General features: G+C 41.7%; 13 protein-coding genes. 1 reads left to right on the forward strand and 12 read right to left on the reverse strand.

Features of this window, described 5'->3' with window-relative positions; genetic code table 11:
• Window positions 1-47 precede the first annotated feature (47 nt).
• The 11 genes from greA to ACVC7S_RS05640 form a co-directional block, all read right to left on the reverse strand.
• Window positions 48-530: a transcription elongation factor GreA gene (greA, locus tag ACVC7S_RS05590; protein WP_096406487.1), complete on the reverse strand. Its 483-nt coding sequence runs from the start codon at window positions 528-530 to the stop codon at window positions 48-50.
• A gap of 63 nt (window positions 531-593) precedes the next feature.
• Window positions 594-2,339 carry an endolytic transglycosylase MltG gene (mltG, locus tag ACVC7S_RS05595; protein ID WP_447266476.1) on the reverse strand — a complete coding sequence of 582 codons (1,746 nt, stop codon included), beginning with the start codon at window positions 2,337-2,339 and terminating at the stop codon, window positions 594-596.
• A 74-nt stretch (window positions 2,340-2,413) separates the two neighbouring features.
• Complete coding sequence (locus ACVC7S_RS05600; RefSeq protein ID WP_447266477.1) at window positions 2,414-2,917, reverse strand: N-acetyltransferase family protein; 504 nt, start codon at window positions 2,915-2,917, stop codon at window positions 2,414-2,416.
• Window positions 2,914-3,393 (reverse strand): GNAT family N-acetyltransferase, encoded by a 480-nt coding sequence (locus ACVC7S_RS05605; protein ID WP_447266478.1) that lies wholly within the window; start codon window positions 3,391-3,393, stop codon window positions 2,914-2,916. Before ACVC7S_RS05605 ends, ACVC7S_RS05600 begins: the two co-directional genes overlap by 4 nt.
• Window positions 3,394-3,402: 9 nt before the next feature.
• Window positions 3,403-4,737 (reverse strand): UDP-N-acetylmuramate--L-alanine ligase, encoded by a 1,335-nt coding sequence (gene murC / locus ACVC7S_RS05610; RefSeq protein ID WP_096406476.1) that lies wholly within the window; start codon window positions 4,735-4,737, stop codon window positions 3,403-3,405.
• A gap of 11 nt (window positions 4,738-4,748) precedes the next feature.
• Window positions 4,749-5,360, reverse strand: a complete 612-nt coding sequence (locus ACVC7S_RS05615) for a cystathionine gamma-synthase (protein ID WP_447266479.1) — start codon at window positions 5,358-5,360, stop codon at window positions 4,749-4,751.
• Between the two features lie 47 nt (window positions 5,361-5,407).
• Window positions 5,408-8,503, reverse strand: a complete 3,096-nt coding sequence (locus ACVC7S_RS05620) for a DEAD/DEAH box helicase (RefSeq protein WP_447266480.1) — start codon at window positions 8,501-8,503, stop codon at window positions 5,408-5,410.
• Window positions 8,504-8,595: 92 nt separating this feature from the next.
• Window positions 8,596-9,762, reverse strand: a complete 1,167-nt coding sequence (locus tag ACVC7S_RS05625; RefSeq protein WP_447266481.1) for a MalY/PatB family protein — start codon at window positions 9,760-9,762, stop codon at window positions 8,596-8,598.
• A gap of 7 nt (window positions 9,763-9,769) precedes the next feature.
• Window positions 9,770-10,864 carry a cystathionine gamma-synthase gene (locus tag ACVC7S_RS05630; protein ID WP_447266482.1) on the reverse strand — a complete coding sequence of 365 codons (1,095 nt, stop codon included), beginning with the start codon at window positions 10,862-10,864 and terminating at the stop codon, window positions 9,770-9,772.
• 145 nt (window positions 10,865-11,009) lie between these two features.
• Complete coding sequence (locus ACVC7S_RS05635; protein WP_447266483.1) at window positions 11,010-12,968, reverse strand: peptide ABC transporter substrate-binding protein; 1,959 nt, start codon at window positions 12,966-12,968, stop codon at window positions 11,010-11,012.
• A 202-nt stretch (window positions 12,969-13,170) separates the two neighbouring features.
• A complete protein-coding gene (locus ACVC7S_RS05640) occupies window positions 13,171-14,793 on the reverse strand; it encodes a putative polysaccharide biosynthesis protein (RefSeq protein WP_084944191.1) in 1,623 nt (540 codons plus the stop codon).
• A gap of 105 nt (window positions 14,794-14,898) precedes the next feature.
• Between ACVC7S_RS05640 and ACVC7S_RS05645 the strand changes: the two genes are divergently transcribed.
• Window positions 14,899-16,344 carry a UDP-N-acetylmuramoyl-L-alanyl-D-glutamate--L-lysine ligase gene (locus ACVC7S_RS05645; RefSeq protein ID WP_447266484.1) on the forward strand — a complete coding sequence of 482 codons (1,446 nt, stop codon included), beginning with the start codon at window positions 14,899-14,901 and terminating at the stop codon, window positions 16,342-16,344.
• Between the two features lie 32 nt (window positions 16,345-16,376).
• On the opposite strand, the gene ACVC7S_RS05650 is transcribed toward ACVC7S_RS05645, so the two are convergent.
• Entirely contained in the window at window positions 16,377-16,577 is a 201-nt protein-coding gene (locus ACVC7S_RS05650) for a CsbD family protein (RefSeq protein WP_000051185.1), read from the reverse strand.
• Window positions 16,578-16,581 lie beyond the last annotated feature (4 nt).

The raw sequence follows: 16,581 nt of genomic DNA on the forward strand, positions 1-16,581 counted from the left end.
AGGAGTTGAACGAGGCGAAAAGCCTCCCCTACTCCTTTTTATTCTCTTTAAGCTGTTTTTTCAACCTTCAAGATTTTTACTTGATAGCTACCCACTGGTGTCTCGATGGTTGCTGTATCTCCTGTCTTTTTACCAATCAAAGCTTGTCCAATCGGACTCTCATTTGATACTTTACCAGCAAAAGCATCTGCACCCGCAGAACCAACGATGATGTAAACTTCTTCGTCATCTTCTCCAATTTCTTGGATAGTTACAGTCTTACCAATCGCAACTTCATCCAGTGCAACTGCATCGCTGTTGACGATTTCAGCATAGCGAATCTTTGTTTCCAGACTAGAGATTTGTCCTTCAACAAAGGCTTGTTCATCTTTTGCTGCTTCATATTCACTGTTTTCTGAAAGGTCTCCGTATGAACGAGCGATTTTGATACGCTCTACAACTTCGGGACGACGAACGAGTTTCAATTCTTCTAATTCTTTTTCAAGTTTTTCCTTTTCTTCAAGGGTCATTGGATAAGTTTTTTCTGCCATTTTTCTCAACTTTCTTTTTCTATTAGGTTTTTAAAACAAAATTATGTGGAAAACCACATAATTTTAGTTTGAACTACTTGATTGGGGTAATTTGCTATTGATATGCTCTGCAACGTTTTGATCATGTTCTTCTTTTGTCGTTGCAAAGTATACTTTACCATCTTCTACATTGGCTACAAAGTACAAGTAGTCACTCTTTGTCTGATTTACACTTGCTTCAATCGCATCTAAACTTGGGCTATCAACCGGTCCAGGCATGAGGCCAAGATGCGTATAGACATTGTATGGTGAGTCGATATTTGTATCAATTGCAGCGTCATCAGCTAAACTAATCTTTTGACCAAGCTTGCCTTCAGCATACAAGATAGCAATGTTGCTTTGAAGTGGCATGCCGACATTCAAACGGTTATAGAAGACACCTGCGATTTTCTTGCGGTCTTCGGTCTTAGCACCTTCTTTTTCGACAAGAGAAGCAATGCTGAGCAATTCATTAACTGTCAGATTCTTTTCTTTGATCGTAGCGTAGTATGGTGACATGGCCTTGTCCATAGCAGCAACCATCTCATCAATCAAGCTTTCAACAGTTGTGCTGTCTTTGATAGTGTAGGTTGCTGGGAAAAGGTAGCCTTCAAGACGATAGCGAACGCCACTGTCTTTTGTTGGGAGGCTTCCAAGTAGGTTTGGATACTTAGCTACTAATTGGGAAATAAAGGTCTCATCCTGAGCTTTTGCCAAGAAGGCATCCGCTGTAAGAGGTTCTTTAAATTCCCCTTGAAGTTGTCCTACTGTTTGAGCGATTTGCTCTAGTGTATAACCTTCTGGAATTGTCAAGTTTGCAAGAACAGGTGCCTGAGCTTCAGGAGTCCCACCTTTTTCCAATTCTTGAATCAACTCATCCGTACTCATACTCTTCTTCAAGTTGTAATAACCTGACTTCAAGTTAGCATGGCTATAGTATTTAGCATAAAGACTAAAGATAAGTCCATGTTTAACCAAACCAGATTTTTCTAAGGTGCTTCCAATTTCTTGAACATTTGCACCATCTGGGATTTGAACCGTTACATATTCTTTAGAACTTGCATCAACTGGTTTCAAGGAATCTTGAACATAACCATAACCAAAATATCCACCAACTGCCACAAGAACTAGGAGAACTAGAACTGTTAATAGGCAACCTTTGGCTTTTGATTTTTTCTTAGCTGGTTTTGCACCTTGACGACGACTACGACGTGGAGCATCAGCTAATCCACTGCTAGAATCTGTAGAAACAGGCTCAACTCTTTCAGGCATTTCTGGAGTGATTTCCTCTTTCTTGTCTTCTGTTTTATAGGTTACGGCAACCTTTGTTGGAGTATCGTTAAATTCTTTTTCTTCGGGTTTAAGCTCAACTGGTTCTACCTTAGGTTGAACAGGTTCCACTACAGGTTCTTCAGCCATATGAATCGGCTCTACTAGAGGTTCTTCAGATTCTACAACTTCAATCTTGTCAATGATTGGCTGTCTAATCTCTTTCTCTTCTTGTCCATCCATTTTATCAGCTTCAGCACTCGAAAGTGGAGGAACACTCGGCGCATTCTTTAGAATTTTATCGACAACAGATAGGGAATCAGCCATCAACTCTTCTGTTGATGTTTCTGGTTCAGGGTCTGAAGGAGTTGTTGAACTAGCTTGAGATGATGAAGCCGTCAGATTTGGAATCTCTACTTCTTTCTCTCTTTTATCTTGTTCTTTTACTCTTTCTAAATCACGTAGAATCTGCTCTTTAAAACTTAATTTTTCTGTATCTCTTTGTTTTTCAGTCAAAAGCATTACCTCCTTGTTGACAATCCCTAATATTATATCTTAAAAGTCGCAGAAAAGCAACTAACTAGGGCATTCCCTAGCTAGTTTTCTTTATTTTCTGGCTGCCAAACCATATCATACCATGTTTCCCCAGCAAAGCTTGACTGGGATATTCCTTCATTAACAAAGCCGTGCTTTTCGTAATAGGAGATAAGGTAATCATGACACGTCAGATTAATGCCCTCTCGTTCATGTTCTAAAGCGACCTCTTTCAGAGTCTTTAATAGTCTTTTCCCGACTCCCAAAGCTTGTACTTCTTTAGCAATAGATAGACAGGTTACAGAGATATAACCTCCAGATTTGTGACTGTGGTCCGCTATTTCTTCTGTAAAGGACTGATCTTGGAGATGGCGGTGTGGAACGACTGGACCCTCAATGTAGCCAAGGACACGTCCTTCTTTTTCAGCGACGAGAAAGCTGGTCTGAATTTCACGTAAATGCGCCTCAAAGACCGAACGAGGAATGGCTTCTTCAAGGGAGAAATTCTCTAGCTCTATCTCTAAAATTCGGTCCAAATCCGAAAATCTTGCTTGTCTGATTTTCATACTTCCTCCTGATAAAAAGGATTGACCCAAGTCAGATTCCATTCCGAACCACTGTCATATTGACTCCCTGTCACTTCTTCTTCAACAAAGCCATTCATTTCAAAATAAGATAGTAGTTCATCAGGACTCTGCAAAAGAATACCTTGATAATCTAGTTCGACTGTCACCTGTTTCAAGGCTGCAAGAAGAAGAGTTCCCAAACCTTGTCCACGATGGTCTGGATGAATGGCTAAACACTTGATTTCAAGGTTTAGGAGTGCTTGAGTGTGTGTTTCTGACACTTCAGCCCCAAGAACATAGCCCACCAGCTGATTTTCATCCCTAGCTACAAGAAAGGTACCCGCAGACTTGCGGATACACTTTTCTAAGGATTGTCGACTCACTGCCTCTTCTGCTGAAAAATTAGCTTCTTCAATCGCCAACATTTCTTCTAAATCTGATAAGGTAGCTTGCCTTATAGTGATTGGAATTTCCATTTGTTTTTCCTATTGGACGTTGCTTGTCAAGTTTGACAAGAGACGTTCAAATGAGTACTCATAGGTTTGGATGTCTCCTGCTCCCATAAAGACGTAAACAGCATTGTCATGGTCAAGGAGTGGCGATACATTTTCAACGGTGATAACTTGGTTTTTCTTCGTGATCTTGCTTGCTAGGTCTTCTACCTTGACATCACCATTGTCCACCTCACGAGCAGATCCATAGATTTGAGCTAGGTAAACGGCATCTGCCTGATTCAAGGCTTGTGCAAAATCATCTAACAAGGCAATAGTTCGAGTGAAGGTGTGCGGTTGGAAGATTGCCACGATTTCCTTGCTTGGGTATTTCTGGCGAGCCGCATCCAAGGTCGCGATGATTTCTGTTGGATGGTGGGCAAAGTCATCAATGATTACCGTGTCATTAACGATTTTCTCAGTGAAACGACGCTTAACACCAGCAAAAGTTTTCAAGTGTTCACGAACCAAGTTCAAATCGAATCCTGCTGTGTAAAGCAAACCAATTACAGCTGTCGCGTTCATGATATTGTGACGGCCAAAGGTTGGAATGTGGAATTGCCCCAGCTCTTGTCCACGGAAATGAACAGTGAAGGTCGAACCAGTTGTTGATCGAAGGAGATCGCTAGCTACAAAGTCATTGCCCTCAGCTTCAAAACCATAGTAATAGATTGGAGCATTGGCTGTAATCTTACGCAACTCAGCATCCTCACCGTAGATAAACAAACCTTTCGTGATTTGTTTAGCATAGTCATTAAAGGCATTGAAAACATCTTCTAGACTAGTGAAGTAGTCTGGATGGTCAAAATCAATGTTGGTGATGATAGAGTATTCTGGATGATAAGGCATGAAATGGCGCTCGTATTCGTCTGATTCGAAGACAAAATATTTAGCATTTTCTGAACCACGACCTGTCCCGTCCCCAATCAAGAAGCTGGTATCTGTGATGTGAGACAAAACATGAGACAACATACCAGTTGTTGAGGTTTTCCCATGTGCTCCAGCAACTCCCATGCTGACAAAGTCACGCATAAAGCTCCCTAGAAATTCATGGTAACGTTTGTAGCTGAGGCCATTTTGATCCGCGTAGGCAACTTCAACATTATTATCTGGACGAAAGGCATTCCCGGCGATAATTTCTAGATCGCCTTGCAGATTCTTTTCATCAAACGGAAGAATGGTAATTCCTGCTTGCTCCAAACCACGTTGAGTAAAGTAGTACTTTTCAACGTCTGAACCTTGAACCTTATGCCCCATTTGGTGCAACATCAAGGCCAAGGCACTCATCCCTGATCCCTTGATTCCAATAAAATGATATGTTTTTGACATGCTTTTCTCCCCTATTCCGTGATTCTTGTCAGATTCAACTCTTGGGCAACCTGACGTTCCTGTTCTGATTGCTTATTCTTTTTATTATAAATCTGGCTCTTCTTCAGAAAATCATAGTTGTTCTTTTTAGCTTTTCCAGCTTGATTTTCTAAAGTCGGAGTCGCTACTTGTCCAGTTTCTTCAGCTAAAATATAGTGGGACTGGCTCAAGTTTTTGCTAAATTTGGCAAACTCACCTGGATTTTCCTTTTGAAATGGTGCGGTTGGTTGATTTCCCTGACGAACAAGTTTTGAACCATTGTGTCGTCTAGTATGACTAACGTCTTGGGTCAAATACTTGGCTGAACGTTTCTTTTTTAGATCCGCACGCGCCTCTTCTCGAGCCAACTCTGCATAAGTCTTTTCAACTTTTTTTACTTCTGGAGCTGGTTCTGGCTTTTTGCTTACCACAGGAGCAACTACACTAGCTTCCTCAACAATAGGTGACCATTCTAAATAGTTTTTATCTCGGTAATCGCCTTTGATATTGCTGATAAAGTCTGACTCATCGTACAAGTCCATGACTGGCATTTCGGTCAGCATGATCTCATCATCTGACACCAATGGAAATCGATCTTGTTTCATTTTGTATTTCCTTTCAACTCTTCATTATAGCGTATTGTCTTGATTTTTCAAGTGTTGGCTTCAGAAATCCCTAAAATTTCTCGAATTTCTGCCAGACTGAGGCTCGCACGCGACTCTGTACCATCTAAAACTTGGGAAACCAAATGTTTTTTCTGTTCTTGGAGTTCCTGAATTTTTTCTTCAATGGTTCCTTTTGTAATCAAGCGATAAACCTCTACCTTCTGGTCTTGTCCCATACGATGGGCACGTCCGATAGCTTGGGCTTCAACCGCAGGATTCCACCAGAGATCCACTAGGATGACGGTATCAGCACCCGTTAGATTAAGACCGACACCTCCTGCCTTCAGAGAGATGAGAAAGGCGTCTCTTTCTCCCTGATTAAAGGCTTTGGTCATCTCTTGTCTGTCTTGAGCAGGAGTTGAGCCTGTGATTTTGAAAGAAGTCAAACCCAAGTCTGGAAGTTCTTGCTCGATTTTTTCCAACATTCCTTTGAATTGTGAGAAAATCAAGACACGATGCCCACCATCAGCCACTTGTAGCAATAAATCTCGGAGACTATCGAGTTTACCGCTGGCACCTTGGTAATCGTCCATAAAGAGAGCTGGCGTATCGCAGATCTGGCGCAAACGCATGAGACCAGATAAGATTTCTACGCGACTTCTCTGGAATTCTTGATCTGTCACTTGCGCTAGACGCTCTCGCATCTGTTGCAACTGGGCCAAATAGATGGCCTTCTGCTGGTCTTCCAGTTCGTTTTTATAGACGACTTCAATCAAATCAGGCAGTTCTGTTAGAACTTCTTCTTTCTTACGCCTCATGACAAAGGGCTTGATAAACTGCACGACTCGGTCAGCCGGTAATTTCATAAACTCCTTTTTACTTGGTAAGAGCCCCGGAAGCACAATTTGAAAGATAGACCACAACTCTCCTAGGTGGTTTTCTATGGGCGTACCTGACAAGGCAAAGACTGCTGGCACCACAAACTGGCGCAAACTCTGAGCAATCTTGGTGTGAGCATTTTTCATGACCTGAGCCTCATCTAAAAAGAGAAAATCAAAAGACATCTCTTGATAGAGATCACTGTCTTGACGAAAACTCGCATAGCTAGTCACATAGATTTGATGATTTTGAGAAAGAATCACTTCTCGATTCGCTTTCAAACCATGAATAACAGCTAAATCCAATTGTGGTGCGAATTTCCTGAATTCATCTGCCCAGTTGTAGATCAAACCTGACGGCGCCAAAATCAAGACACGACTATCTTTTGTCACCTGACTAGTCAAAAAAGCAATGGTTTGCAGCGTTTTTCCCAGTCCCATATCGTCTGCCAAGATACCTCCAAAGCCATAGCGATGAAGCATCAGGAGCCAACGTACTCCCTTTTCTTGATAGTCTCTCAAACTCGCCTGCACCTGTACGTCTCCTAAAGGAAAGTCCTCAGGATGGGTCAAATCATGTGCTAAATGCTTAAATTCCTCCGAAAAGGAGATCCTGTCTTGACCTTCAAAAAGCTGGGACAGACTATAAGCTAAGGATTTTCGAGCCTGAAAACAACCATCTTTTAGCTCAACCCCCAGTTCCTGCAAATTTTGACGAATCTGCTTGGTTTCCTCATCAAAAAAGTACACTTGGTCAGAAGAACTGATATAGAAATCCTGATTGCTGGTCAGGGCTTTAAGAGCTTGATCAATCTCTTCTTGGGCAATCCCTTGGAAATCAAACTGAATCTCCAACAGTCCTCCCTTGGACTCAATCTGAACCTGAGGAGCTTGGACGCTGTAGAGCTGATTTATCTCATCAGACAAGAAAACTTGACCCAACTTCTCAAAAGTAGGAATCGTATGGTGAAAGAAAGAGTAAACTGCCTCAGGCTTTAAAGCCTGTCTCCAAGACTGAAAATCAGCCTCAAAACCAGCCCCTAAACTAACTTGAAATATCTGGCTTTCTAAGGCAGCATCGCTAGCGAAAGGTAACTCTTCCAGCTCTTGATGACTAGTCACCTGAATATCTCCATAATCAAACTCGATATCCAAACGGATACGACCATCCTTCTCCTTGTCAAAGTAAAAGATCGGTGAAAAGGGTCTGATTTGCAAACGCTCGGGGGCAGACACTGTTCCTAGCTGTCCAAACAAAGGCAAACAGGCGGCTAGGCGATCACGATCACTGTTGTCAAACTGGAGGCATTTTCTCCCTCTCTCCTCCTGAGGAAGTTCATTGATTTCCTTTAAAAGACTCATTTGTTTCGGATTTAAGAGATAAAGGTTTCCCTTACGAAAGAGAATCGCCCCTCCATAGAATACATTGACTCGCTCACTTTCAGAAATCTCCATCTCAAAATAATCTGGGAACTCCTGCACGGAAAAAGAGAAAAGTCCTGCATCAGGATCTAAATCATGAAAGAGAAGATTCTCATAGCTATCAAGCTGGTGGTCAAAATGAAAATCTTCCAAGTTCATCAATAATCCCACACCCTGCTCAAAAAAGGTCAGAGGAAAAAAGAGGTGACGACCTTGATTTGGGAAAAAGAGTTCCTGACTGAGCCCCTCCTCAATCAACCCCCGTAAAAAAGTAAGAACTTCTTGACTCGATTCGTCAAAAACCTCCCAAGACAAGTTATTCTCAAAGTGTTTCCCGATCATGTAAGATTTGCTTTGGGCCAAGACCTTTAAAAAGAGAGGAATGTCACGGATGACATAATATTTTTGACTCTCAACTAAACCGATTCGAAGAGTCCAAAGGAGGCGATTGGTTCCAGCTTCCACCTGGCCTAGAACCGACAAAGTGTAAGTCTCTTCTCGTTGTTGAGGTTGAACACGCTCCAAAAAACTTCCACCAAAACTAACCTTGGTTTCAACTTCTTCTTGCTCTTCATGTCCTTTTTCTAAGGTTTGTAAAATCAGCTGGCCTTCTTCATCATTTTTCAGATAATGCTCGAGCGCTGCTAGGTGAATACAGTAACCTCTTTTTTGGAAAAAATCGCAAGCGCAAAAAACAAGATCATCCTCTAAACTGTAGCGCAAGTCTTCTCCAGCTACACGTGTATAGAGGCGATTCCCTTTTTCCTTGATAATCTCAATCTTGCCCGTCTCATAGAGAGTGACTCCCTCCATGCGCAACTTCCCTGGAATCAATTTAGCCATAGTTACCCCTTTATCTTATCTCTTCATTATACCATATTATCCCCTATGAAAATAGCCTTCCAGGAAGACTTTTCTCCTAGAAGGCTCGATTCTTAAAGAGTAGCAAAAGTGGTCACGATGCGTTGGCAAACTTCTTCCAAAAGTGTTTTAGGCATGGCAACATTGAGACGGGCATGTAGCTTTCCTTCTTCCCCAAAGTCCAAACCTCGGTTCAAGATGACCTTGGCTTCATTCTTCAAAAGCTCTTGCAAGTGCTCATCCGTTAGGTTATAGGCAGAAAAATCCAGCCAGATCAAGTAGGTCCCTTGGGGTTTCATGACCTGAATCTTGGTTTTGTTGCCAAAAACATCCACTACATAGTTAATGTGGTCTTCGATAACTTCTTTTAACTCTCCTAGCCAGTCCTTACCATAACGGTAGGCAGCTTCTGTCGCCAAATACCCCAAACCTGAAATTTCATGCTGGTTATTGGCCAACTGGCGTTTTTGAAAAGCAACACGAAGCTTGGGATTTTCAATAACTGCATAGGAATTCTTGGTCCCAGCAATATTAAATGTCTTAGTGGCACTGCTCAAGATAAGGGCAAAGTCTTTAAAAGCTGGATCAATGGTATTGAATGACTGGTGTTTGTGACCAAAGAGGGCCACATCTTGATGAATCTCATCTGAAACCAACAAAACACCATGTGTTTGGCAGAGATGACCAATCTTTTCTAACACTTCCTTTTCCCAAACACGTCCACCAGGATTATGAGGATTGCAGAGGATATAAAGTTTCACATCCTCTTCCACCAATTGCTTCTCCAACTGGTCAAAGTCAATCTCAAACAACCCGTCCTTTTCCACCAAAGAATTGGTAATCAATCTGCGATTGTTGAGTTTGACACTGCGGGCAAACGGTGGATAGACCGGTGTGTTAATCAGAACAGCCTCTCCTTCTTTTGTAAAGGCTTGAATAGCTGTTGAAATAGCCGGTACCACTCCCTCGATAAAGACGAGGGCATCCTTGTCAAAGTGATAGCCGTGTTGACTGGCTTCCCAGTTCTGAACCGACTCAATCAAAGCATCACTAGCATAGGTATAGCCATAGACCAACCGATCTGCGTAGGCTTGTACGGCTTGTCGAACCTCAGGTAAAACCACAAAGTCCATATCTGCTATCCAGGCTGGTAGAACTTCTCGGTCAGCTTCTGCTTCTTTCCATTTATAGGTATGGTGCCCAAAACGATTGGGCAGGCTTGTAAAATCATATTTTCCCATATCTATCTTATCCTTCCAAAGCTTGGCGCAAGTCCGCAATCAAATCTCTAGCATCTTCAATCCCAATTGACAAGCGCAGGAGGTCATCTGTTAAGCCATAGGAATGGCGCACTTCTGCTGGAATATCCGCATGAGTCTGAGTTGTCGGATAGGTAATCAGACTCTCTACCCCACCCAAACTTTCTGCAAATGAGAAGACCTTTAAGCTATTTAAAATATGAGGAATACGCTTTTCATCCACTACTTTAAAGGAAATCATGCCTCCACGTCCAGTATAGAGCACTTCCTTAACTGCAGGTGAATCCTTCAAAAAGGCAACGACTTCTTGGGCATTGGCTGTAGAACGCTCCATACGAAGAGGTAGAGTTTTAAGACCACGAATCAACTGATAACTATCAAATGGTGACAAGACCGCACCAGTCGTATTCAAATTGTAGAACAGTTGTTCATATAGTTCTAAACTATTAGTCACAACCACCCCAGCCAAAACATCATTGTGCCCTGCTAGATACTTGGTTGCCGAATGAAGAACGATATCTGCACCATCTTCAATCGGACGTTGGTAAATTGGGCTGTAGAAGGTATTGTCCACCACGACCTTGGCACCCTTGGCATGAGCTAGTTTTGCAAGTTTTGCAATATCAAATTCTAACATCAAGGGATTGGTTGGCGTTTCGATATAGAGAACATCCACATCATTTTCCAGCTGAGCAATCAACTCTTCTTCTGCATTGGCATAAGTGAAATGAAAACGCCCTTCCTGCTCGACTTGGTTGAACCAACGGAAAGAACCACCATAAAGATCACGGACAGCCAAGACCTTACTTCCTACTGGAAAGACACTAAAAGCCAGTACAATCGCGGCCATACCTGAGCTTGTCGCTAGGGCATAGTCTGCTGATTCGATTGCCGCCAAGACTTCCTCCGCCTTACTGCGAGTTGGGTTTTTGGTACGAGTATAGTCAAATCCCGTAGACTGACCGAACTCCGGATGCTGATAAGTGGTTGAAAAATGAAGCGGTGTTACCAAGGCACCTGTAGCCTCATCTGACTTGATCCCAGCCTGGGCCAAAATTGTGTTGATGTGTAGTTCTTTGCTCATACAATACCTCCAAATCTATAGTAACTATTGTACCACTTATTTTTACTAACTCATTTTCTTGTTTTCAAGAGCTAGTTATAGTTTCAAACTATATAAAAACGATAGTTCCTTGAGAAACTATCGTTTTTCCTGTTGAATAGACTGGTTATTTAACGTGTTTTGCCAGTTCTTCTTGGGCTTTTTTATTTGATTCTTCTTTTTCTTTTAGCCATTTTTCTTTAGCTTTTTCATACTCATCAGCCGTTACAGTCTTATCTTGCAACTTGAGGTACTTGTATGATTCGACACCCTTATTTCCAGCTTGTGAGAATGGCGATGAGAATGGAACTGTCTTTCTCAAGGTCGGTGTTCCACCTTGAGAAACGTTTGGAATAGCAAGGGCGCTATCAACGAGCCAAGCTTGAACTTCAGCATATTTTTCATAACGTTTTGCTGGATCTTGCTCCTTGTTCGCTTCTTCTAGCATTTGAGTGTAAGTATCCAGACCAACTGCCTTAGCCTTGTCATTGACCTCACCTGGTTCTAGACCAATGTTTTGCAACATACCACCGTTATTGACATTTAAGATATCAAGATAACTTGATGGATCCAAGTAGTCCGCACTCCAACCACCATTATAGATATCAAAGTCTTTTTGAGCTGCAGTTTGAGCGAGGTAGCCAGAATTATCGTAGTCATCTGTTGATAATTGTTGGATATCGATAACCACATTCTCAGCTCCTAGAACAGATTCGATGGATTGTTTCAAAGAGCTCGCTTCAAGTACACCTTTTTTAGCTGATTGGTCAACTGTTACATCCAAGTGGATTGGGAATTGCACACCCTTAGCTTCCAATTCTTTCTTAGCTTCTGCAAATTTAGCTTTAGCTTTATCAGGATTGTAGTATGGGTCTTGTGCATCTGCAAAATTGATTCCTTGCCATTCTTGGCCATAGTTGACCATCTTTTCTGAAACAACATCGCCAAAGTCTTTTCCGTTGATACTTACAAATGTTGGAGGTACAACCAAGTTACGAATAATCTTTGTTGCTCCTTCTTCCCCTTGAGATTGTGCTCCATAGGCTGTACGGTTATAAGCATAGTTGAAGGCTTGACGGAAGTTTTTATTCAGAACTGCTTCTTGGGTTGATTTCTTTTCGATATCTGAAGATTTAGACGTGAAGTTATAAGACTTTCTGTCCAAGTTGAAGTTCAAGTAATAAGAAGTTGCGTTTTGCATACTATAGATGATGTTATCCTTGTTCTTCTCTTTAATGCCTTCAAAGCTTGAGCTATTTGGATAGAGACGCGCGTAGCTGTAGACTCCTTCTACAAAGTTACGTGCTAGTGCATCTTGGTCACTACCATCATAATAGGCCAATTTCACATCATCCACAAAGACATTTTTTTCATCCCAGTAGTTGGGATTTTTCTTGAATTCGATAACAGATTTTGAAACAAAAGATTTCATCAAGAAAGGTCCATTGTACAAAATACTAGAAGGGTCTACCTTACCAAAGTCATCCCCTTTTGATTTTAAGAAATCTGCATTGACAGGGAAGAGAATGGTTGAAGTTGTTTTAGAATTCCAATAAGATTCTGGACGTGTCAAAGTGTACTGAACTGTTTGGTCATCAATCGCCTTAACACCGACAGTTGAAAAGTCAGTTGTTTTCCCGTTGATATAGTCATCCAAACCTGCTACAGAGTCTTGAACAAGGTACAAGGCTTCGGATTTTTTATCAGCAGCATATTTCAAACCTGTCACAAAGTCTTGGGCCGTTACAGGGGCGTATTCTTCACCCTCATAAGTATACCATTTTGCATCCTTACGCAATTTGTAAGTATAGGTCAAACCGTCCTGAGAAACAGTCCAATCCTCTGCCAATGAGGGAACATAGTTACCATATTGGTCATTTTCCATCAAACCATCAACCAAATTGGTAACAATATCATTGGTTGTTGCACGGTTTTCAGCCAGATAGTTCAAACTAGATGGATCACTAGAGTAAACATAGTTGTATGTTTTAGATGAACTTGCTGAGTTCCCACATGCGCTTAGTAGGATACCTGCGCTTAACACGACACCTGCCAGTGTCAGATACTTGGCCTTAGACTTTTTCATTTCCAGAACCTCCTGTTTAAAAGTTTTGTCTTATTATACAGTTTTGGTTTTATTTAGTCAAGCTTTTTTTGAAGAAAAAGTCAAAAAACATATTTTTTTGCTACTAAATTTAGAAAAAGTTCTACTTTTTTTATATTTTGAACAATAAAACAACCTTTCTTTAATAGAAAGGTTGTAATTATAACTTTTATTTATAAATCATTTACGATATTTTCAATCGTGTCCGTAGTCGGTCTGCTTGAGCTTTGCCGATTATCTTGTCCAAGAGTCGTGTCCGTAGGCTCATCAAACCATAAAGACCTCCTCCAAGCCCTCCGATGAGAGCCACATAAAGGAAACTCCAAAAACGTCCACTTGGTTGGAAGACAAAACCGAGTAGCCACTGCAAGAAACCAACTAGGATAAACATGACGAGGGTCAAGATGGTAATCAAAATAGTCCGTTTCAAGATTATCTTTCGACGAGCACCCGTTACCTGGCAGATGTCACGGTACATCAAGACATTCGGAATAATCAAGCCGATAGTCGTTGAAATCAAGGGACCGTAGCTGTGGAAAATAGCAATGGTTGGCAATTGCAAGACGATCTTGGCAATGGAACCATAGATGAAGTAAAGAACTGCCTTGCGGTTTCGGAACATGGCCTGAAGCATAGGAGACAAGACCATATACAAGCCTAGGATAGTAGACTGCAAAACTGCAAAGACAAACAAGCCCATGGCCAGACTATCTGGCTTACCGTAAAAGACTGTATAAAGAGGCTCCCCTACCATGACCACTCCAACCGTTGCAGGTAGTAGAAATAAGAAGAGCATGGTAAGGCTATCTTGGACTAGGCGAGCCGCCGCTGGCAAGTCACCTTTTACATAGTTTTCCGTCAAAAGCGGCAAGCCGACACTACCAATGGAAACCCCTACAGAGATTAAAATCATGGTAATTTTATTAGGATTGGCAGAGAAATAAGAAAACATGACAACCAAGTCTTCATTGCTGTAGTTGGTAAACCACTTCATACTATTGATAAAGGTCATCTGGTCTAAAATCTGGAAGAGCTGGATGGCTGATCCTGTCAGGATAAAGGGAATGGCTTCCTTGATGGTATCGACTAAGAGTCGCTTACTATTGATTTTATCCCGTGTTTCAAAGACTCTTTTGAGCAAACCTTCTTGGACAAGGAAGTAGATCAAAACTGCAAAACTTGCTACCATCCCCACAAAGGCCGCAAAGGTCGATTGGGTAACGGCTGATAGGTAGTCACCAGAACCCATCTTCATAATGAAGAAGGTTGCCATCAACATCCAGATGACACGAATCACCTGCTCGGCGATTTGACTCATAGCATAGGGTTTCAGGTTATTCATCCCTTGGAAGAATCCTCGGATGACACTCATAGATGGGAAAATCAAGACTGCCCAAGCTAAGCTCTGCATGATGGGAATCAGGTCTTTCCCCACACCTGACAAATCTGCTAACCAGGGAGAAAAGAGATACAAGACCAAAGCAAAGACTAAGCCCAAGCCCGTCATAAAGCTTAGGAAACTCCGAATCAAGGCAAAGCTATGCTCTTCTTCTCGCATGGTATTGTACTTAGCTACTTGTTTGGCAACCGCAACAGGTATACCTGCTGTTGAAATCAGCAAGAACCAGGCGTAAATATTGTAGCCCATGGTAAAGAGTCCATTTGCCTTAGCAGCATAGGTCCCCATCCAGATATACCAGGGAATAATGTAGATAGCACCAAGGAGGCGACTAATAAAGTTACTAGCTGTTAGCCAAGCAGTCCCTCGCAACATCTGGGCTTGCTGGTGATTGTTTTCGTTAGACATAGCTTCCTCATTCAATTTTGATAACTAGGAAAAGTTCCTTATCTTCCATTATAAACTTTTCCTTGTTACTTGTAAAATTCGGGCTTGAAGTTTATAATAGAAAGTATGATTAAGATTGAAACCGTATTAGATATTTTAAAGAAAGATAGCCTTTTTCGCGAGATTATTGACCAAGGACATTACCACTACAACTACAGTGAAGTTGTTTTTGATAGCATCAGTTATGACAGCCGAAAAGTAAAAGAAGGCACTCTTTTTTTTGCAAAAGGCGCTGCTTTTAAAAAAGAATACCTCCTTTCTGCTATAAGTCAGGGCTTAACTTGGTATGTCGCAGAAAAGGACTACGAAGTCGGTATCCCCGTCATCGTTGTGAACGATATCAAGAAAGCCATGAGTTTGATCGCAATGGAATTTTATGGCAATCCACAAGAGAAACTCAAAATTCTCGCTTTCACAGGGACCAAAGGAAAGACAACAGCAGCTTACTTTGCTTACCACATCCTATCTCAACGCTACCCAACAGCTCTCTTGTCAACTATGAACACAACTTTGGATGGCGAGACCTTCTTTAAATCTTCCTTCTCAACGCCTGAAAATATCGATCTTTTCGACATGATGGCTCAGGCTGTTAAAAATGGAAGAACCCATCTTGTAATGGAAGTCTCTAGCCAAGCCTATCTTGTTCATCGAGTCTATGGTCTGACCTTTGATGTAGGTGTCTTTCTTAACATCACTCCTGACCATATCGGTCCGATTGAGCATCCAAGCTTTGAAGATTACTTCTACCACAAACGTCTCTTGATGAAAAATAGCCGAGCAGTTGTCATTAATAGCGACATGGACCACTTTTCTGTATTGAAAGAACAAGTAGAAGATCAAGAACATGACTTCTATGGTAGCCAGTCAAGTAACCAAATCGAGAACTCCAAAGCCTTTAGCTTTTCCGCTACAGGTAAACTCGCTGGTGATTATGATATCCAACTCATCGGCCACTTTAACCAAGAAAATGCCGTTGCTGCAGGACTTGCCTGTCTTCGTCTAGGTGCCAGTCTTGAAGATATCAAAAAAGGGATCGCTGCAACCCGCGTCCCTGGACGTATGGAAGTTCTCACTCAGAAAAATGGAGCCAAGGTCTTCATCGACTACGCCCACAATGGTGACAGTCTGAAAAAACTGATTTCTGTTGTTGAAACTCATCAAACTGGAAAGATTGCTCTGGTTCTCGGTTCGACTGGAAACAAGGGTGAAAGTCGTCGCAAAGACTTTGGACTCCTCCTCAATCAACACCCTGAGATTCATGTCTTTCTCACCGCTGATGACCCCAACTATGAGGATCCAATGGTCATTGCTGAAGAAATCAGTAGCTATATCAGTCATCCTGTTGAAAAGATTGCCGATCGTGAAGAAGCCATCAAGGCAGCGATGGCCATCACAAATCAAGAACTCGATGCTGTGATTATTGCAGGCAAGGGAGCTGATTGTTACCAAATCGTCCAAGGAAAGAAAGAAGACTATCCTGGAGACGCAGCTATCGCAGAACGTTATCTATAAAAAAAATCAAGGGAAACATTCCCTTGATTTTTTTAGTCTTCTTTTTTAAATGAATTTTTAAGACCTTCAACGGCACCTTCTACAGCACCTTTAGCATCTTCTACAACTTCTTTTGCTTTGGCAACTGTTTTTTCTACAGCACCTTCTGCTTCAGTTTTGCTATCACCAGTAACTTTCCCAAATCCTTCTTTGATAGCACCAGTTGCTTGTTCCAATTTATTTTCAAGTGACATAGCT

The sequence above is a fragment of the Streptococcus sp. Z556 genome (assembly GCF_053010225.1).